Raw genomic sequence first — 18,709 nt, forward strand, 5'->3', positions numbered from 1 at the left:
GGGGATGGTATGAATCAGTCTGTTGCAGAGCCGCAGATCCAGCCGTTGACCGGCGCAGCGCTGTGGTTAGCCGCGATTATCCTGGCGACGGCCAACTTTATCGCCGTGCTGAATATGACCATCGCCAACGTGGCGGTGCCGCATATCGCTGGCGCCCTGGGGGCCGCGAGCAGTCAGGGCACCTGGGTGATTACCGCCTATGCGGTGGGGGAGGCGATCACCGTGCCGCTGACCGGCTGGCTGGCGTCGCGCTTCGGTTCGGTGCGGGTGTTTATCGCCTCGATGGTGCTGTTTGGTGTCTTTTCTGTTATTTGCGGGATTTCCGGCTCCATTGGCATTCTGGTGGTGGCGAGGGTCTTCCAGGGGCTGAGCGGCGGGCCGCTGATGCCGCTGTCGCAGACGCTGCTGATGCGCATCTTCCCGCGTGAGAAGGTCTCTGCCGCGATTGGCCTGTGGTCGATGACGACGATGGTCGCACCGGTGGTCGGGCCGATCCTCGGCGGTTATCTTTGCGATGACTTCAGCTGGTCGTGGGTCTTCTTCCTCAACGCACCGATTGCCGGGATCAGCGCTTTCTTCGCCTGGAACCTGCTGAAGCGCTATACCGATAAGCTGTCGCGCAGCGGCATTGATATGGTTGGGCTGGTTCTGCTGGTAGTGTGGGTGGGCGCGCTGCAACTGATGCTGGACGAGGGGAAAAATCTCGATTGGTTCTCATCAAGCACCATTATCACTCTCTGCGTTGTGGCGGTAGTGGGGTTTATCGCCTTTCTTATCTGGGAGTGGCACGAGGAGACGCCAGTGGTGGACCTGCGGGTTTTCCGCCATCGCGGCTTTTCGGTCAGCGTACTGACCATCAGCCTGGCGTTTGCCGCCTTCTTTGGCGTTAACGTACTGACGCCGTTGTGGCTGCAAAACTTTATGGGCTACACCGCAACGCAAGCAGGGTTTGCCACCGCCTGGACCGGGGTCAGTTCTTTCCTCGTTGCGCCGCTGGTGGCGATGGCCGCTGGTCGTTTCGACCCGCGCAAGCTGGTGTTCTGGGGCGTGCTGTGGATGGGCGTGGTTTCATTTTGGCGTGCCATCGCCAACACCGATATGGCGTTCTGGGATGTGTCTATTCCGCTGCTGGTGCTCGGGTTCGCGCTGCCGTTCTTCTTTATCCCGACCACCACTCTGGCGCTGGCCAGCGTCGAGGAGCGGGAGATGGATTCCGCCGCCGGGCTGATGAACTTCCTCCGTACCCTCTCAGGCGCGTTTGCTACTTCGCTGGTGACCACCGTCTGGGATAACCGTATCACCTATAACCACGCCGAGCTGGTGGGGATTGTGGACAGCGACGGCAGCGTGCGCGAGATGCTGACCCACAGCGGGATGCCGGTGGATGCGGTGAATCAGGCGATTGACGGTTTGATTGTCGGCCAGAGCTCGATGCTGGCGACCAACCAGATGATGATCGGCATCGGCATCGCGTTTGTGATCGCCGCCAGCGTTATCTGGCTGGCGCCGCGCCCTTCACGCGTTGTGCAGGCCGGCGCGGGCGGACACTAAGTCTTATCTTTACGCTAAACCCCCGGCGCAGCGAGGCTGTTTACGTCGGGGGTTTAAATATCAAACCCCTTCTGCTTTAACTCTTTTCTGATAATTCGCTTAATCCAGGCGGCTAACGATTCGTCTCCATCTAAACGTTGTGCCTCTTCCATTGCCTTTCTCAGTTCCGGGTCCAGGCGAAACTGAAACGGTGGGTTTCCTCTTCTTTCATTCATGTGTGTTGACACCTAAATTACACTAGAGTAGTGTGAGCATGTGTGATGACACATTACTATCACATGCTAAAAATGACAACGCCCCGAAAGTGCAGCAACACGATCGGGGCGTCTGACCACCACATTATGCGAGGTAATGCCATGGCTGCTGCTAATCGTACCACTAACGCCTGTCCCGAGTCTTTCTCCACGATTCCCGAGGCTAATCTGCTCCATTTCCCGTTTGTCGACGCAATCCATCATCTCGATTTTAGCCCGTTAACCCCGGAGGAAAATCTGGCGCTCTCTTTTGGCTGCGAGGAGTGTCTGGCGGGGTTGTGTCACACGCTGCATTTTCTGGGTGACAGCCTTGTCACGATGGCTAACGAAGATCCGGTGCCTTATTCCGCCGAAAGCGTATGTCAGTTAGGGCATAGCCTCGCCTGCATCAGCCAGTTGATTCCTGCGCTGGCACTGCTGGAAGCGAAGGCAGATCGGCAGGTTTTTGCCAGCGGCTCTCTAAATTAATCTGGAAAGCGCCTCGCAGACTGACTCTTCGGGGCGTGTTACCCGTCTGGAAATACGATAAGTTTGAGAGGAAGAAATGTTATCTGGAGAGCCTATTATGCAAAAAGATACGCGAGAAGAAGGGGCACCAGCGGATGAAGCGTCCGGGTGGCAATGGGAAAATCAGCGTTCGATTGATGCCATTAACCAGTGGGTGGCTGAAAATGGCTCATTTAGCGATTTTCAGCGATCATTTTAACTATGTCTTCCCGGTGGCGCTGCGCTGACCGGGCTACACAGGTCCGTGCGGTCTGAGGTTTGGTAGCCCGGACAAGGCGCGTCAAGCGCCGCCTCCGGGACATTCCACGGATAGTTTACTGAGCGTTAACCCTCACCCCAGCCCTCTCCCTTAAAAAGGGAGAGGGAGCACGTTGTGCCTGAGTCTGGGTGGCGACTTACCCTCTGGCAAATGCCGAGGCTTCGGCGACCAGCGCATCGTCAGGGTGTACGCCGGTGTAGAGCGCAAACTGCTCCACGGCCTGTAAGGCAATGACTTCCGCGCCGCTGATCACCTGCTTATCCAGCCGCTGTGCCAGCTTGATAAGCGGGGTTTCCGGCGGCAGGGCGACCACATCAAACACCACGCTGGCCTGTTCCACCATTGTCTGGCTGAAGGCCAGAGTTTCGCTTTCCGCGCCGCCCGCCATACCGAGCGGGGTGACGTTAACCAGAATATCCACCGGGATCCCTTCCGGTTTTGGCTGCCATTGAAAGCCATACTGCTTCGCCAGCGCCAGACCATTATCACGGTTACGGGCGGCGATAATCACGTCGCGGAACCCCGCATCGCGAAATGCGGCGATCACCGCTTTACCCATCCCGCCGCTGCCCTGGATCATCACTTTGGTGGAGGAATCGAGCTGATTGCTGTCAATCAGGCTTTTCACCGCGATGTAGTCCGTGTTCAGCCCGGTCAGCTTACCGTCGTCGTTGACAATGGTATTAACCGAGTCGATCACCTTCGCCGAAGGGTCGATAGCGTCGAGAAACGGCATGCAGCTCTCTTTAAACGGCATCGATACCGCGCAGCCGCGAATACCTAACGCGCGTACGCCTTTGACCGCCGCTTCAATATCCCTGGTCGTAAAGGCTTTATAGATGTAGTTCAGTCCCAGCTTTTCATACAGATAGTTATGAAATCGGGTGCCGAAGTTGCCCGGACGACCAGCCAGGGACATACACAGCAGCGTGTCGCGATTAATCATGAGTAATATCCTCCGCGTGGGCCAGCAGGTACTCTTCCGCCTCTTTTGACCAGATGCCGTGGTTGCGCTCCATAATCGCCGCCAGCTCCGGGTCGCTAATTTTCCCCAGCGGCGTGAGCGGAATGTTTTTCCCGGTGTAGACCAGCTTTTTACCGCCGCCAACCGCCGGTAAATCCAGGGTGGTGTCGCCCGCCGCGTTAAGTCCCAGAATATGGGTCACCACTTTTGCTGTCTGGACTTTTTTCGCCTGCATCAGCGCTACGGCGGCGCGCATATCGTCGGTATTACCGCCGGAGGTGCCTACATAGTGGGTGAAAGCGTAATGCACATCGTAAAAATTAATTGGCGCGCTGAACTGTTTATCCTGCGGGCCGGCGAAGAAGTTCAGACAGCCGTCAGCAGCCAGCAGCGATGAAGCCATGGTGATGAGCTGTTCATTCGGGACGAAAACGAAAATATCGTCAAAACCGTGACCGCCGGTGAGCGCCATCAGCGTTTCGCGGCTGGCATCATGGCCATCAAGATAGTGAATCAGCGTTTGCGGTTCGGATGGATAGTGCTGACGCGCATAGCTGAGTTTTGGCTTATTGGTATCGGTGACCACCAGCAGCGACGGATTGATCGGGCCATGCAGCGCGTAGTCGATAGCCAGCAGCCCCATCGGGCCAGTGCCGCCGAGGATCAGCGTGCGTCCCTGCGGACGAATGCCCATCGTGTGATTATAGGTCCCTTCCTGCAGATGGTAGTTAGCGTTGAACGCGCCAATCACGCAGGAGAGCGGCTCCACCAGCGAGCCTTCAAACCAGGTATCGCCTTCCCATGAGAGCAGACAATCCTGCTCCATCACTTCGTTAGGGATCACTACGTGGGTCGCTTCGCCGCCGATCCACGGGAATGAATAGCCGGGGCAGTCCGGGCGATCCGGTAGCTGCAGGTTGGCCTGAATTACATAGCGCTGACCGGCGTGAAACTTGTGCTGCCACTTTTTACCGACGGCGATAATTTCACCGCAGAACTCATGGCCGATGATGATCGGGTTGGTCGCTACATCGTCCGGCACTTTTTTATGGTACTCGCCCTGATTCGCCTCTTTCCAGGAGGAGAGGCACAGGCTGTCGGTGACCACGCGGGCGAGGATTTCATCATCCTGCATCGCCGGGAGTTCGAAGGTTTCCAGGCGCAGGTCGCGTTTGCCGTACAGGCGAAGAGCAGTTGTTGTTTGCATAAACCACCTCATATTTAGCACAGTAGCCCCGGCATTGCCGGAGCGGAATAATCAGGACAGGAAGCCCAGCGCGTTACCGATAATCCCTAAACCAAACAGGGCGAAAATCAGCCATACGGGGTTCACTTTCTTATTAAGCAGGCGCACCATCAGCAGCGTCAGGCCAAGGGCCAGCAGGCCGGGGCAGAGCTGGTCGAGGATGTTCTGCACGGTCATGGTGACGGTCGAGCCATCGGCGCCCGGCGTTTGTGAGACCACCAGCGGTACGTTGATGGTGGTCCACTTGGTGACCAGCACGCCCATTACAAACAGGCCCAGAATGGAGGCCCCTTCGGTCAGTTTTTGCAGCAGGTTGCCGCCCATATCGCTGACGATATTGACTCCTTTGCGAAAGCCCAGCTGCAGCCCGTACCATTTCATGGCCAGACGTACTGCGTTGAAAATAAAGAAGAACAGCAGCGGACCAAGAATATTGCCGGAGAGCGCCAACGATGCGCCGAGGGCGGCGGTAATCGGCCGCAATGTCCCCCACACCAGCGGATCGCCAACCCCGGCCAGCGGGCCCATCAAGCCCACTTTGATACCGTTGATTGCGCCGTCGTCGATAGCCGCGCCGTTAGCCCGTGCTTCCTCCATCGCCACCGTTACGCCAATGACCGGGCCGCAGACCGCCGGGGTAGTGTTAAAGAACACCAGATGACGTTTCAGCGCGGCAACCTGATCCTCTTTCAGCGGATAGAGACGCTTAATGGCCGGGATCATGTCGTAGCAAAAGCCAAGCCCGTGAATACGTTCGAAGTTGAATGACGCCTGCTGCAGGTTGGATCGCAGAAACATGCTCACCAGGTCGCCTTGGGTAATTTTTCTCTGTTCCATGTTGGGCTCCATCAGTCGTCAAGCTGGTCAAGGGCGGTGGAAGAGGTGGCCGTGGCCTGCGGTTCAGGCTTGCGCCACTGCGGGTTCAGCTGGATATAAATCAGCGCGATGATGACCCCCACGCCGCCGAAGGCCAGCAGGCTGAAGTCGAGGTAACCGCCCGCGAGGAAGCCGAGGAAGAAGAAGGGCATCAGATACTTCACGCCCATCATGCGCAGCACCATGGCGTAGCCGACCACGACGATAAAACCGCCAGCGATTTGCAGACCGCGAGTGACGAATTCCGGGATGGCGTTAAGCATATTGCTGACCATATCGGCGCTGACGAACAGCGAGACCACCAGCGCGGGGATAGCGACGCGCAGCGCCTGGACGCCCAGCGCTGAGACGTGCAGCAAATCGATGGTCCCAAAGCGCGCCTCTTCTGCTGCTTTATCCGCCGCATGCTGGAACACCACGGTAATGGTACGGGCGAACACGGTGAGCACCTGGCCCGCAGCGGCGACCGGTAGCGCGATAGCTATCCCGGTGGCGATGCTTTGATGGCCGACAATCACCAGGATGGCCGAGATAATACTGGCCAGCGCCGAGTCCGGAGACTGCGCCGCGCCGACGTTCATCCAGCCCAGCGCAATGAGTTCCAGAGTGCCGCCGAGCATAATCCCGGTTTTTAAATCCCCGAGAATTAAGCCAATGACGGTACAAGCGATTAATGGGCGGTGAGTCTGGAATTCATCCAGTACGCTGCCCATCCCGGCAATACAGGAAAAAATAAATATGGCTATTATTTGTAGGGTACTAATTTCCATAATTATGACCTTTAAGATGAGTGTAACCCTGCCTGTTACGGCATATCACTACAGGCGCGATTTATTATTCTGTAACGGACTGCTCTGCTATTTTGTCGAGAATATTAACCGATGGATCGGAGGCCACGACGCGTAAATCGAGTTTAACGCCCAGCTTATCCAGTTGCTGAAAGGCATGAATATCCGCCTCGTCTAATGACACCGCTTTGGTTAATTGTTTTTTACCCGGTCGCCAGGCCATGCCGCCAATATTCAGCGTCGCTATTTTCACGCCTTGCTGCACCATGGTTAATACGTCCTGCGGGTTAGTGAATAAATAAAAAACCGTTTCGTCTTTATATTGCGGATTGTGATAGACCGCGACGGCTTTTTCGAGATTCACTACGTTAACCTTCATGCCCGGAGGTGCGGCCTGGCGCAGTAACGTACGGCGAACTTCGTCGTTATAAACATCGTCATTACAGATAATAATTCGCTGGGCGTTGGCCACTTTTGACCACACGGTGGTGACCTGACCATGAATTAAACGGTCATCGATACGGGCAAGCGTAATGTTCATCAGAAATCCTCCTCAACGGTTTCCGGCTGCCGCCAGGTGACGCAGCACTGGCTGGCGATGGTCTCCAGGTGTTGGCACAGTTCGTCAGCGTTCATCGTTTGCTGGTTATCCACCAGTTCCAGAGCCAACGGCAGCGACAAGCCACTGATGACCCGAAGCTGCGGGTTGCTCATCGCCAGACCGGCGGCGGCGTTCCACGGGCTGCCGCACTGTAAATCGACGGCAATAAGCCATTGCTCACCACTGTGAGTGCTTACTAACTTTTCGATCTTTGTGGCGATATCCCCCGCGTTCTCGCCGGGGATAAATTCCACGGCGTTGACGTTGACATCACCGTAGACCATGCGTACCGAGTCGAGCATGGCGCAGGCCAACTGACCGTGGGCACAGAAGATGACATTAACCATTTTTCCTCCTTAGCCGCGCGTTTTTCCGCCCGCGATGTTAGTGGTTACTCCGGTGATATAGCTGGCGCGCTCTGAGAGCAGATAGCAAACAAAATCAGCGACTTCAGAGAGGCGACCTGAGCGACCAATCGGAATGGAGTTCTTGGTATAGCCTTCGCGTAGCTGTTCAACGGTGATGCTGCGGGTCCAGGCTAGCGCTTCTTCGTATTCCGGCGTACGCAGTCCTGTTTTTTCCAGAATGCCGGGCGCAACGCCTACGACGCGGATGCCGTGTTTGCCCAGCTCTTTCGACCAGGAGCGAGTAAAGCTATTCAGCGCGGCTTTGGTTGCGGCATAGCAGCTCTGGCCTTCGGAGCCTTCCAGCCCGCTTTCCGAGGAGACGTTAACGATCACGCCGTCGCGCTGTTTGACCATCTGGCGAGCCACCGCTTGCGACATCAGGAACACGCCTTTCTGGTTGATATTGACCATTTTTTCGAATGCGGCTTCATTTAATTCATAACGACCGGCTGGCGCTTTCTCATCGACTAATAAGCGTGGAAAGTTAACGCCCGCGTTATTTACCAAACCATCAATACGGCCAAAACGTTGAATAATACTGTCGATAGTTTTATTCACTTCGCTGGCACTGGAGATATCGGTCGGCCAGAAAGTATAATTTTCACCGTTCTGATGTTTATCACCGCCGTGAATATCGCTCATCTGCACATTTGCGCCCTGGGCTAATAATTCATCGACAATGGCCAGACCAATTCCTGATGCGCCGCCAGTAACAATAATAATTTTGCCTTTTAAATTTAACCACGTTTCCATTATCGACTCCTGTTTTCTTTAGATAAAGGGATCCCCCGCAGCAGCGCTGCGTGAAATCATATTCTTGAAATTTACTTCAGTAACGACTCGGCAGTTTCTCTGTTTGTCACCAGACAGTTAATATAATTTCCATTTAATGCGCCAAGAATACCGGAGTATTTTTCCTCGCCCATCGCGATACCTACGGAATAACGTGCTTGCTTAAGTTTCGCCATCTCAATAGAGAGCGTTTTTTCGCTCATGGCGGTTTCTACCATTCCGCCATCAATGTCGTAAAAGCGTGAACAGATATCACCAGCGACCTGGCGGGCGTTGAGGTCGTCACTCTCTTCGCTGCCGTAAAATGCATGCCAGTTGGCGCCATCGCGAATCGCCGGAGAACCAATCCCTACCAGTGCGACGTCGAGGTTATCCCAATAGGAGGCAATCGTTTTAAAGTGCTGGGACTGCATAATGCCGTTGCGAATTAATGTGTTATCCAGCAGCGCCGGAAAGTCGGCGAGATGCGATTCTGCCTTTAGCTTCGCCGCCGCGCCGTAGGTCAGCGTATTGACGTGGTAGCGGCTTTCCAGTTTGCCGGAGGGGCCGCCGATGATCGGTACGCAAATAACCTGACGCGACTGGCTGGCTTGGGGTAGATTCTCTACCAGCGCACGCACCGCGCGACCCCAGGAGAAACCGACGATATCGCCTGGTTCCAGCAACCTGTCGACCAACTGCGCGCCGTGCTGACCGATAAGATTAAGCTGATCCTCTTCCAGCAGGGAGTCGCAGGTGGCGACTACCGCCTCTTTGAGGCCAAATTTTTGTTTGAGCTGCTGCTCAAGCCACAGGTATTCGTTGTAGTCGTAGTTGATGGCGATAGTGACGATGCCCTGCTCGCGACCGCGTTTCAGTAGACGGCTGATGGTGGTGCGATAAATCCCCAGTTCGCGGGCAATCTGCGCTTGGGTCATATCCTGCTCGTAATAGAGCTGGGCGATTTTCACGATCAGGCGGATATCGTCGCTATTTTCCATCGTCATCTTTCGACTCCTGCACATTTGTGCAAATCACATATTTGCTGTCCTGATCTGATATAACCCTATCGATGCTGTACTTCAAAGCAATTTTCATCTATTTCATGACGATGTACTGGCGGTTTCTGTTGCACATTTGATGTGTGAGTAGGTGGTTTACGGCACGTTTGTGCTGGTAGTGCTAAAGGCCTGATTCTGCTTTATTTCGCCGGTCAAAGTTGCAGAGGTCTTAAATGAACACTTTTGTGTTGAAAGGCGCGATAGATCACATTTAGTGTCAGGCAGCGAGTACGCGATTATTTTTTATCGTCTGCAAGGTAGGGTATATTTCGCGTTTTAAACGTAAAAGCATTCAAGTGTTATCAAGGCGGCAAGAGAGTGAGCGCCCGGACAACTTGAAGGATGACGTGTTTCAGGAGAAGCTATGCTGCCCGACTCATCAACCCGACTCAATAAATACATCAGCGAAAGCGGAATTTGCTCGCGCCGCGAGGCCGATCGCTTTATCGAACAAGGCAACGTTTTTATCAACGGCAAGCGCGCCACCATTGGCGACCAGGTGAAAGCTGGCGACGTGGTAAAGGTCAATGGTCGGTTGATTGAGCCGCGTGAAGCGGATGATTTAGTGCTGATTGCGCTGAACAAACCCGTTGGCATTGTCAGCACCACCGAAGACGGCGAGCGCGACAACATCGTCGATTTCGTTAACCACAGCAAACGCGTTTTTCCGATTGGTCGTCTGGATAAAGATTCCCAGGGGCTGATCTTTTTGACCAACCATGGCGATCTGGTTAACAAGATCCTGCGTGCCGGTAACGATCACGAAAAAGAGTATCTGGTTACCGTTGATAAGCTGGTGACCGATGAGTTTATCCGCGGCATGGGCGCGGGCGTACCGATCCTCGGTACGGTGACGAAGAAGTGCAAAGTCAAAAAAGAAGCGCCGTTTGTGTTTCGTATCACCCTGGTTCAGGGGCTGAATCGCCAGATCCGCCGCATGTGCGAACACTTTGGCTATGAAGTGACGAAGCTTGAACGCACGCGGATTATGAACGTCAGCCTGACGGGGATCCCGCTGGGGGAATGGCGCGATCTGACCGATGATGAGCTGATCGATCTGTTTAAGCTGATTGAAGGATCTTCTTCAGAAGCGAAACCGAAGGCGAAAGCGAAGCCGAAAACGGCGGGGATTAAACGCCCGGTGGTGGCAATCGAAAAGACGGCTGAGAAATCACGCCCGGCGTCGAACGGTAAACGTTTTGTTCAGCCGGGGCGCAAAAAGAAAGGGCGTTAACGTCTACCGCGCGTCGGCGTACTTGCCGACCAGGAAAACGATGCTTCACTGTCCGGTTTATAAGCCTGCTTTTTCTTCAACTGGCGGGCTTTTTTTGCCTCTGCTTCGCGTAAAACCATCAGTTTATCGATGTACTCTTTTTTCACGCTATTGGTTTCCGCGTTAGTCAGCGGACGGCCATGCGCAATGCGCGCACGGTCAAGCAGGGTTTTCAGTTCGCGCTGTTCGCGCTCGGTCATCTCTTTTTGGGTAATGCGGGGGAGTGCCATAGTGGTGCCCTCAGTTAGCCGATGACTTCAGTGTACGGTATTCGATACAAAATAGAACTAATCCTGAAAGCGACTCGCAGATTATTCCCTTCTGAAGTGACGGGCCGTTCTGGCTGACGTAGCGTAGCAATGGAGAAGCGCTCGTCTCGGCTATCTCTCTTTGTTTTGTATAAAATTTTATACAAGGATGTGGTATGCTATTACAGAAGCGAGAACATAAGTCTATTGCATGGATTGGAAGTTCGTTTCCAGGATGTTCAGCAAGAGCACAGGAGCCATAAATGAGCAAAGTCATCGACAGTAACATTCGCCATATCACCTCTGCGGATGCCAATATTTTTGCCGAATTGGGATTTGATGAGACTCAGGCAAACCTGCTCCAGCAGGGCGCTGAGCGTGAAGTTGAGCAGCTTATTATTCTTAAGCAACAGCTTATGCAGGAGATCTCTGACTGGATCGATGAGAACCATCTGAAACAGACGGAGGCCGCAGCGAAATTAAACATCTCCCGCCCCCGGGTTTCGGATGTCGTTAACCTAAAAACGAATAAATTCACCCTGGATGCGCTGGTGATGATGTTGGGAAAATTAGGCAGACCGGTCACGCTCCTGGTGGGTTAAGACAATGCTTCCAGTGTACGGTAAGTATAAAACCCGCAAACTCGTCGCTTTGGTAAGCGCGGCACCATCAGGTGAGATCCCGGAGGCGGTGCTTTGCACCTGTCCGGGCTACCAGACCGCAAACGGCTGTGGACCTGTAGCCCGGTCAGCGCAGCGCCACCGGGAGATTTTCATCAAAGTTACGTTTTATCTGCTCTTTTTTCCTGCCTTACGCGATTCATCCGCAATCGGCTTCCCTGACCAGTAACCCGCCAGCAGCGAGCCGGACAGGTTGTGCCATACCGAGAACAGTGCGCCAGGCAGCGCGGCCAGCGGGCCAAAGTAGATTTTCCCCAGCGCGGCGGCCAGACCTGAGTTCTGCATCCCTACCTCAATCGCTAGCGTACGGCAGGTGGATTCATCAAAACCAAACAGTCGTCCGCCCCAGTAGCCGCCGAGCAGGCCGATGGTGTTGTGCAGGATGACCGCGATAATCACCACAAAACCAACGGAAGCGATATGCGAAGCGGAACCGGCTACCACGGCGCAGATAATCGCCAGAATACAAACCATTGAGAAGGCCGGGAGGAACGGTTCTACCGCCCTGACGACTTTTGGCAGAAGGTGATGAACCACCAGTCCCAGCGCAATCGGGATCACCACGATTTGCAGAATACTGAGCAGCATTCCCATCACGTCCACCTGAATATGTGCATCGACGTAAAGGCGCGTCAGCAGCGGCGTTGCCACCACGCCAACCAGCGTGGAAACCGACGAGATGGTGACCGACAGTGCCACATCGCCTTTAGCCAGGTAGATCATGACATTGGATGCCGTGCCGCTGGCAACGCTGCCGACCAGCACCATCCCGGCGGAGAGCTCCGGCGGCATATTGAAAATCAGCGCCAGCAGCCAGGCGGCAAGCGGCATCACCAAATAGTGTAGAAAAATTCCCGCGGCCACCGGTGCCGGACGAGAAAGGACGCGTTTAAAGTCGTCCACCTTCAGGTGAACGCCCATGCCGAACATAATCAGCATCAGCAGCGTCGGGACCCAGGGACCAATGGGAGTGAAAGTGGATGGCGTGTAATACGCGATAACCGAGAGCAGCAGCGCCCATAATGGGAACAGCCGCGTAAGCGTGGCGAGCATGTTGTTTTCCTTGCACGTATGTTGTGTTTGCTTGTTATAAACAGGCCGGGATCGAGCCCGGCCATAGCTATTGTTTATCGTGCTAAGGAATATTATTCAAATTAATTATGTTCATGTTCCACTGCGGATACTCTCCCAGCTCAGCCCAAAGCGGGCTAAATACTTGCGCAGGCGGTCGGCATCATTGGGATTGGCCTTTTTCTGACGGGAGATAGCGAACAGCTCGCGTCCGGCTTCGGACAGCGAAGCGCTGCGTTGGCACACCTCCAGAACGGTTTCCAGTTGGCGGCGATCGAACAGATCGATTTCCATTTCGATGTCAGGAGAAGATGTGCTGAGCTGCCAGCTCTCTTGCAAGAGCGCCATCTCCTCTTGCGCAAGAGCGAGCGTAATCCGCCCTTGCTCGGCTAGGGTTGCCATTCGCGCGACGGACGATCCGAGCTCGCGAAAGTTACCGCGCCACTGCGCCTGTGGCGAGCAGGCAAAAGTCAGATAGCGCTCGCGGGCGTCTTTATCGAAACGGATCTGCGTTTTCCGTTCGTTTGCAAAGCGCTGTAATTCATACTCTACGTTTGGTGCGATATCTTCCCGCCGCTGCGCCAGGCCCGGCAGGGCAAAGCGCCACATATTGATGCGCGCATAGAGATCTTCGCGAAAACGACCTTCCGCCACCCATTGCTGCATATTGCGATGGGTACCGGCTATTAACTGGAAATTGCTGTAGACCTCTTTATCGGAACCAAACGGGAAAAAGGTTTTCTCTTCAATGGCTTTTAGCAGCATAGCCTGCTCATCCAGCCCCAGCTCGGCGATTTCGTCGAGAAACAACACTCCGCCATCGGCCTCGCGCAGCAGGCCCGCTCGCGGCGTCAGTGCACCAGTAAACGCGCCTTTTACATGACCAAATAGCGTGGACATGGCGTTATCACCGCGCAGGGTGGCGCAGTTTACTGCCACCAGCCTGCCCGCAACCTGATGGCGCGACTGGCGAAGCTGAAAAATACGTTTGGCGAGGAAAGACTTACCGGCACCAGTTGGGCCGGTGAGAAGGATCGGATCGGTCGATCGGATCGCCACGCGCTCAATACGATCGATAAGTTTATTGAACGTCGCGTTGCGCGTATCAATACCGGCCTTCAGGAAGGAGACGGACTGCTGCTGCTCGCGCTGAAAGCGGCTGGTGAGCGTGGCGTAGCGGCTTAAATCAAGGTCGATAACCGAGCAGGTGCCAGCTGCGATCTGCTCATCTGCTGAACCTTTCGGCGCAGGGCTGGTTTGCAGCAGGCTGGCGGGCAGATAGTGGGCTTCCGTCAGCAGAAACCAGCAAATCTGCGCCACGTGAGTCCCGGTGGTGATATGTACCAGATACTCTTCGTTCTCGGTATCAAACTCGTAGTGAGTCGCAAAATCGAGGAAGGCGGCGTAAACCTCTTCAAAATCCCATGGATCGTTAATTTCGACCGTATGTGGCCGCACTTGGGTATGGGGTGAAAGCAGAGCCACATCTTCAATCAACCTTTGCGCCATGCTTTCATCACGCGGTTGGTGGAGCAGTTCCAGCCTGTCGACGGGAAAATCTGCTTGCTGGCATAGCCCAACGGTGGGCCGCCATTTTTTTAATCGATTTGCCCGCTTACCGCGCTTGTCCAGCACCGTTCCGAGTACGCCAATCACTACCCGCCGCTTTTTCATGATTTATCCAAAAAGATAATGCTCGATATTTAAAGATAAAAAAATTGCTTCCTGGCGGCAATGGTAAAAAAGGTGTGTCAAAATAAACACATAAAAATCAATTGGATAATAATTTATTTTGCCATTTATTCTTTCTGGCACGCATCTGGCAATAACTCTCTCGTCAATACGCTGAAAGCGCAGGGGGTTAAACCCCGCCGGCACCTCAGGAACGGCAGAGGCTGTTTTCCGGAAGTGTTCCGTCAGCCGATGACCACCACGGGTTCGATTCCCAATTTCATCTCCGAATGAAAACTGGTTGTTAATCATAGAAATAAAACGGGGCGTTGAGCTGTCAGCAATCCCCAAAACAGGCCGCCGGTAAAGACGCCGGGCCGCAGGCAAAAGGGAATTCCCCTGCGGCTTCGCCCCTGCATCCGCACCTGATTAACTTTTAAGGAATAAAAAATGACGAAGAAAATTACGATACGCAAAGGTCAACTGGGTCTTTTATCCCGTGAGGGTGACTACTATCAGGTTCTGGAGACGGGTACGCACCGCCTGCCGGGGTTTAACGTCCCTGAAGTGCTGATCGTCAACATGGACGGCAGCGAAGTGCCGGAAGCGCTGGCGGAGTATTTACGTCAGTTTCAGCCTGCATGGGTTGAACGTTATTGCCTGGCGGCGGATCTGACGGATACCGAGACCGGAGCGCTGTATACCAACGGCGCTTTGCAGGAAATTTTACCGCCCTCTACGCGTCGTCTGTATTGGCCCGCCAGCGAGGATATGAAGCTGATACGCATGGATACCCGGCAGGTTCAGGTTCCGACTGCGGTGATGAATGCCGTATTGCAGCCGCGACGTCACGGTGCGGTAAAAGGCCGTGAGTCGATCCTCACCGTATCGGTTCCTGCGTGGCACGTTGGGGTGCTGAAAATCGATGGCGAGACCCAGCCGTTACTGCCGCCGGGCCTGTCTGCTTACTGGAAGATTAATCATCTGGTGGAAGCCGAAGTGGTCGATACCCGTTTACAGGTACTGGAGGTCGGCGGCCAGGAGATCCTGACTAAAGATAAAGTGAACCTGCGTTTAAATCTGGCGGCAAACTGGCGCTATAACGAGGTTTTGCAGGCTTATTGCCAGTTGACCAAACCGCTGGATCATCTGTATCGCGAGCTGCAGTTTGCCCTGCGTGAAGCAGTGGGGACGCGCACGCTGGACGAGCTGCTGGAAGATAAGCAGATGATTGATGAAGTAGTGAGCGCGCAGGTGAAAGCCCGCATGGCGCCCTTTGGCATCGAAGTCGCGTCCCTGGGGGTGAAAGATATTGTGCTGCCGGGCGATATGAAAGCGATTTTGTCACAGCTGGTCGAGGCAGAAAAGTCGGCGCAGGCGAATGTGATCCGTCGGCGTGAAGAGACCGCCGCCACCCGCTCGCTGTTGAACACCGCGAAGGTGATGGAAAACAACCCGGTGGCGCTGCGCTTAAAAGAACTGGAAACGCTGGAAAGAGTGGCGGAGCGTATCGATAAAATCTCAGTCTTTGGCGGTCTGGACCAGGTGTTGCATGGCCTGGTGAATATAAAAGGATAACGAAAATGACGTGTAACGGAGTAGATGCCGCCATGCGCCAGCGGGTGCAGCGGCAACTGGAAGCGGTGGAGCAACGCTATGGCGTCAAGGTGCTCTACGCCTGCGAGTCCGGCAGTCGGGGCTGGGGCTTTGCCTCGCCGGATAGCGATTATGACGTGCGATTTCTCTATGTGCATCCACCGGAATGGTATCTGCGAGTAGAGGTACCGAGAGATGTGATCGAATTGCCGATAGACGATGAGCTGGACGTTTGCGGCTGGGAGTGGCGTAAGGCGCTGGGCTTGCTGAAAGGGGCTAACCCGACGCTTATCGAGTGGCTGGATTCGCCGGTAGTTTATCAACAAGATGCGGCGACGATATCAGCGCTTAAGACGCTGGTTCCGCAATGGTTTTCCCCGGTCCGCGCGCGCTGGCACTACTACTCGATGGCACGGAAAAACTTTCGCGGTTATCTGCAAGGTGACGATGTGCGATTGAAAAAGTACTTCTACGTGCTGCGTCCCTTGCTGGCCGTTCGCTGGGTTGAGGCGGGAAAAGGCGTGCCGCCGATGCGTTTTGCTGAACTGCTGGCGGGGAGCGAACTGGAAACGGGTTTGCGTCAGGAAATAGACGAGCTGCTGGAGCGTAAACAGCGAGCAGGAGAGGCAGAGTATGGCCCACGTCGCCCACTGTTGCATGCGTTTATTCAGTCAGAACTGGCAAGAGGTGAGGTTCCGCCGATGCTGCCGGATAGTCGGACGGGCGATGCCAGAGAGCTGGACAAACTGCTGATGACCACGGTGATGGGGAACTAAAAGTTGGGACGTTTGACACGGATGGTGAACCTGTTGGGGTTATTGTGCCCGCATTATCTGCCGGGCGGCGGCTAGCGCCTTTCACGGCCTACAAATACCACAATATCTTCAGGCTGCTCATTTTCCGTAGGCCCGGTAAGGCGCTAGCCGCCACCGGGCAATTCCAAAGAGGCGCATGTTGTCAGCAGTCTGAAGTGGCCCGGCAAGATTGCGGGCCATTTTATTTGGCAATTACTCGAACAGATTATGATGCAGCTTCTGCACCACTTTCTCGGCATCCGCACCCGGTACGAGGAAGCACAGGTTATGGCTGGATGCGCCGTAACAAATCATACGAATATTGAACGGCTCCAGTACGCCAAACACCTCTTTACCAACGCCGCACGCTTTCGACAAATCGTTGCCAATTAGCGCGACCAGCGCCAGATCTTGCTCGACCTCTACGCGGCACAGAGAAGACAACTCGGTCAGCAGCGCCTGGGTTAACAAGGTGTCGCCTGCGGAAGTGGAACCGGTGGTGTCCATGGTCAGCGCCACGCTCACTTCTGAAGTGGTGATGAGATCCACGGAGATATTATGTCGCGCCAGGATGCCGAACACTTCGGCGAGAAAACCGCGAGAGTGCAGCATATTCAGGCTGTGCAGGGTCAGCAGAGTCTGCTTGCGGCGCAGCGCCAGCGCGCGGAACAACGGTGGATTTTCGGTCGTGTTGCATACCAGCGTACCGCCCGCTTTCGGCTCTTTGCTGGAGCCAACAAATACCGGAATCTCGCTACGCACGGCGGGAAGCAGAGTTGCCGGATGCAGGACTTTCGCGCCAAACGTCGCCATTTCCGCCGCTTCTTCAAAGGCGATGACGTCAATACGTTTAGCCGCCGGAGCAACGCGTGGGTCGGTGGTATAGATGCCGGGAACATCGGTCCAGATATCAACGCGAGTCGCATGCAGCGCTTCGCCCAGCAGAGCGGCGGTATAATCGCTGCCGCCGCGACCGAGCGTGGTGGTGCGGCCTTTGGCTTCGCTACCAATAAAGCCCTGAGTGATCACCAGGCCTTCTGCAAGGCGCGGAGCCAGCAACTGTTGGGTGAGTTCAGAAAGTGCGGCGATATCCGGTTCCGCGCGGCCAAAGCGATCGTTGGTGCGCATAATTTTACGCACGTCAAACCACTGGGCGGCGATACCACGCTCGCGCAGGATCTCGACAAACAATAGGGTGGACATCAGCTCACCGTGACTGACCAGTTCATCAGTCAATGCGGTTGAGCTCGCCAGCGATGCGGCTTCTGCCAGAGCGGTAATATTTTCCAGCAGGCGCTCAATCTCGTCGCGAATCACGTTCGGATAGCGCAGGCGCTCCAGGATATTGAACTGGATCTGGCGCATGGCATCGAGTTTCTCGAAGCGTTCGCCAGGTTCCAGCCCATCCGCCAGAGCAACCAGCAGATTAGTCACGCCCGCAGAAGCGGAAAGCACGACCACGCGGGTATTGGCATCCAGCAGCGCGACGTCTACGCTGCGGTTCATGGCATCAAAATCGGCAACGCTGGTGCCGCCAAATTTGGCGATAACTAAGTCTGTCATAACAACCTCGTGTCAGGGGGCCTGACTTATTAAAACGATTCCTGACAACCAATCCTGGTAAGGCTGGACGCATCCGGATTGCAATAAAATGTCTTAATAAGCCAGGCCAAATTATTCAGCCATGGCACAAGGGAAGAGCGAAAAACAGGGTGGGCGCAGAGCGATAAACAAACTACGATGTCACCCAGAAGTGCTCCACCTTGTAGACCCGCTTCCTGATGCATTGCACCATTTGGCGAGTATGAAACGCCCGACTGCGAACGTTTCTGGTGACAACCCAGAGGATTCAGCCTCTGTGGCCGGTGATGAGCGTAACCAGACGCTTATTCACCTCGGCGCTGCTCCCCCTCACGTATTTTCCCCGGACTGGCTCCTCCAATACGGTTACCTGGGCAACGCACCTCTTCTGGCAATTACCGACGTCTTTCACTTTGCCTGGGGGGACGCGGGTCATTATACCCCCCTGCAATACCCTTTCGCTGTAGCGTGAAATGCGCGAGCAACATACCTACGTGAATGTATAGGTAT

21 protein-coding genes and 1 riboswitch are annotated in these 18,709 nt (G+C 54.9%); of the genes, 7 read left to right on the forward strand and 14 right to left on the reverse strand.

The window, feature by feature from the left end; genetic code table 11:
* Positions 1–9: 9 nt before the first annotated feature.
* The gene (locus HV127_RS08610; RefSeq protein WP_182235619.1) at positions 10–1,551 is read left to right on the forward strand and encodes a DHA2 family efflux MFS transporter permease subunit; all 1,542 of its coding nucleotides are present in this window, start codon (positions 10–12) and stop codon (positions 1,549–1,551) included.
* Between the two features lie 53 nt (positions 1,552–1,604).
* Here HV127_RS08610 and HV127_RS08615 read toward each other — a convergent pair whose 3' ends face one another.
* The gene (locus HV127_RS08615) at positions 1,605–1,766 is read right to left on the reverse strand and encodes a hypothetical protein (protein ID WP_182235620.1); all 162 of its coding nucleotides are present in this window, start codon (positions 1,764–1,766) and stop codon (positions 1,605–1,607) included.
* A 141-nt stretch (positions 1,767–1,907) separates the two neighbouring features.
* Between HV127_RS08615 and HV127_RS08620 the strand changes: the two genes are divergently transcribed.
* Complete coding sequence (locus HV127_RS08620; RefSeq protein ID WP_182235621.1) at positions 1,908–2,273, forward strand: hypothetical protein; 366 nt, start codon at positions 1,908–1,910, stop codon at positions 2,271–2,273.
* A gap of 97 nt (positions 2,274–2,370) precedes the next feature.
* The gene (locus tag HV127_RS08625; RefSeq protein ID WP_228288578.1) at positions 2,371–2,511 is read left to right on the forward strand and encodes a type II toxin-antitoxin system CcdA family antitoxin; all 141 of its coding nucleotides are present in this window, start codon (positions 2,371–2,373) and stop codon (positions 2,509–2,511) included.
* A 196-nt stretch (positions 2,512–2,707) separates the two neighbouring features.
* Here the strand turns inward: HV127_RS08625 and HV127_RS08630 are convergent, their stop codons facing one another.
* The 8 genes from HV127_RS08630 to HV127_RS08665 all read right to left on the reverse strand — a co-directional run bounded on the left by HV127_RS08630 (position 2,708) and on the right by HV127_RS08665 (position 9,225).
* A complete protein-coding gene (locus HV127_RS08630; RefSeq protein WP_182235622.1) occupies positions 2,708–3,517 on the reverse strand; it encodes a shikimate 5-dehydrogenase in 810 nt (269 codons plus the stop codon).
* On the reverse strand, positions 3,510–4,742 hold the full coding sequence (gene sorE, locus HV127_RS08635; RefSeq protein ID WP_182235623.1) for an L-sorbose 1-phosphate reductase: 1,233 nt from the start codon (positions 4,740–4,742) through the stop codon (positions 3,510–3,512). The genes HV127_RS08630 and sorE overlap by 8 nt, the downstream gene beginning before the upstream one ends.
* 51 nt (positions 4,743–4,793) lie before the next feature.
* Complete coding sequence (locus tag HV127_RS08640) at positions 4,794–5,618, reverse strand: PTS system mannose/fructose/sorbose family transporter subunit IID (protein ID WP_105889496.1); 825 nt, start codon at positions 5,616–5,618, stop codon at positions 4,794–4,796.
* A gap of 11 nt (positions 5,619–5,629) precedes the next feature.
* Positions 5,630–6,427 (reverse strand): PTS mannose/fructose/sorbose transporter subunit IIC, encoded by a 798-nt coding sequence (locus HV127_RS08645; RefSeq protein ID WP_142514418.1) that lies wholly within the window; start codon positions 6,425–6,427, stop codon positions 5,630–5,632.
* 64 nt (positions 6,428–6,491) lie between these two features.
* On the reverse strand, positions 6,492–6,986 hold the full coding sequence (locus HV127_RS08650; protein WP_142464690.1) for a mannose/fructose/sorbose PTS transporter subunit IIB: 495 nt from the start codon (positions 6,984–6,986) through the stop codon (positions 6,492–6,494).
* On the reverse strand, positions 6,986–7,393 hold the full coding sequence (locus tag HV127_RS08655) for a mannose/fructose/sorbose PTS transporter subunit IIA (RefSeq protein WP_182235624.1): 408 nt from the start codon (positions 7,391–7,393) through the stop codon (positions 6,986–6,988). The genes HV127_RS08650 and HV127_RS08655 overlap by 1 nt, the downstream gene beginning before the upstream one ends.
* 9 nt (positions 7,394–7,402) lie before the next feature.
* Positions 7,403–8,206, reverse strand: a complete 804-nt coding sequence (locus HV127_RS08660) for an SDR family oxidoreductase (protein ID WP_182235625.1) — start codon at positions 8,204–8,206, stop codon at positions 7,403–7,405.
* Positions 8,207–8,277: 71 nt separating this feature from the next.
* Complete coding sequence (locus HV127_RS08665) at positions 8,278–9,225, reverse strand: sugar-binding transcriptional regulator (RefSeq protein WP_182240601.1); 948 nt, start codon at positions 9,223–9,225, stop codon at positions 8,278–8,280.
* 424 nt (positions 9,226–9,649) lie between these two features.
* Here HV127_RS08665 and rluF point away from each other — a divergent pair, with 424 nt between their 5' ends.
* Complete coding sequence (gene rluF, locus HV127_RS08670) at positions 9,650–10,519, forward strand: 23S rRNA pseudouridine(2604) synthase RluF (protein WP_182235626.1); 870 nt, start codon at positions 9,650–9,652, stop codon at positions 10,517–10,519.
* Here the strand turns inward: rluF and HV127_RS08675 are convergent.
* Entirely contained in the window at positions 10,516–10,788 is a 273-nt protein-coding gene (locus HV127_RS08675; RefSeq protein WP_110277236.1) for a DUF3811 domain-containing protein, read from the reverse strand. The two genes, rluF and HV127_RS08675, sit on opposite strands and share 4 nt — an antisense overlap.
* Before the next feature lie 281 nt (positions 10,789–11,069).
* Here HV127_RS08675 and HV127_RS08680 point away from each other — a divergent pair, with 281 nt between their 5' ends.
* Positions 11,070–11,408, forward strand: coding sequence for an XRE family transcriptional regulator (locus HV127_RS08680; RefSeq protein ID WP_139540801.1), 339 nt, complete (start codon positions 11,070–11,072; stop codon positions 11,406–11,408).
* Between the two features lie 186 nt (positions 11,409–11,594).
* On the opposite strand, the gene panS is transcribed toward HV127_RS08680, so the two are convergent.
* The 3 genes from panS to HV127_RS08695 form a co-directional block, all read right to left on the reverse strand.
* Positions 11,595–12,539, reverse strand: coding sequence for a ketopantoate/pantoate/pantothenate transporter PanS (gene panS, locus HV127_RS08685; protein WP_182235627.1), 945 nt, complete (start codon positions 12,537–12,539; stop codon positions 11,595–11,597).
* 111 nt (positions 12,540–12,650) lie between these two features.
* Positions 12,651–14,231 carry an RNA repair transcriptional activator RtcR gene (gene rtcR / locus HV127_RS08690; protein ID WP_182235628.1) on the reverse strand — a complete coding sequence of 527 codons (1,581 nt, stop codon included), beginning with the start codon at positions 14,229–14,231 and terminating at the stop codon, positions 12,651–12,653.
* 3 nt (positions 14,232–14,234) lie between these two features.
* Complete coding sequence (locus HV127_RS08695) at positions 14,235–14,579, reverse strand: hypothetical protein (RefSeq protein WP_182235629.1); 345 nt, start codon at positions 14,577–14,579, stop codon at positions 14,235–14,237.
* Between the two features lie 99 nt (positions 14,580–14,678).
* Here HV127_RS08695 and HV127_RS08700 point away from each other — a divergent pair, with 99 nt between their 5' ends.
* Together HV127_RS08700 and HV127_RS08705 are read left to right on the forward strand one after the other, a co-directional pair.
* Positions 14,679–15,806, forward strand: a complete 1,128-nt coding sequence (locus HV127_RS08700; protein WP_182235630.1) for a slipin family protein — start codon at positions 14,679–14,681, stop codon at positions 15,804–15,806.
* Positions 15,807–15,811: 5 nt separating this feature from the next.
* Positions 15,812–16,600, forward strand: coding sequence for a nucleotidyltransferase domain-containing protein (locus HV127_RS08705; RefSeq protein ID WP_182235631.1), 789 nt, complete (start codon positions 15,812–15,814; stop codon positions 16,598–16,600).
* Positions 16,601–16,831: 231 nt separating this feature from the next.
* Here HV127_RS08705 and lysC read toward each other — a convergent pair whose 3' ends face one another.
* A complete protein-coding gene (gene lysC, locus HV127_RS08710) occupies positions 16,832–18,181 on the reverse strand; it encodes a lysine-sensitive aspartokinase 3 (protein ID WP_112215905.1) in 1,350 nt (449 codons plus the stop codon).
* A 180-nt stretch (positions 18,182–18,361) separates the two neighbouring features.
* Positions 18,362–18,595, reverse strand: a riboswitch (Lysine riboswitch).
* Positions 18,596–18,709 lie beyond the last annotated feature (114 nt).

The sequence above is a fragment of the Klebsiella sp. RHBSTW-00215 genome (genome assembly GCF_014103785.1).
In the GTDB taxonomy this organism is placed as follows: domain Bacteria; phylum Pseudomonadota; class Gammaproteobacteria; order Enterobacterales; family Enterobacteriaceae; genus Klebsiella.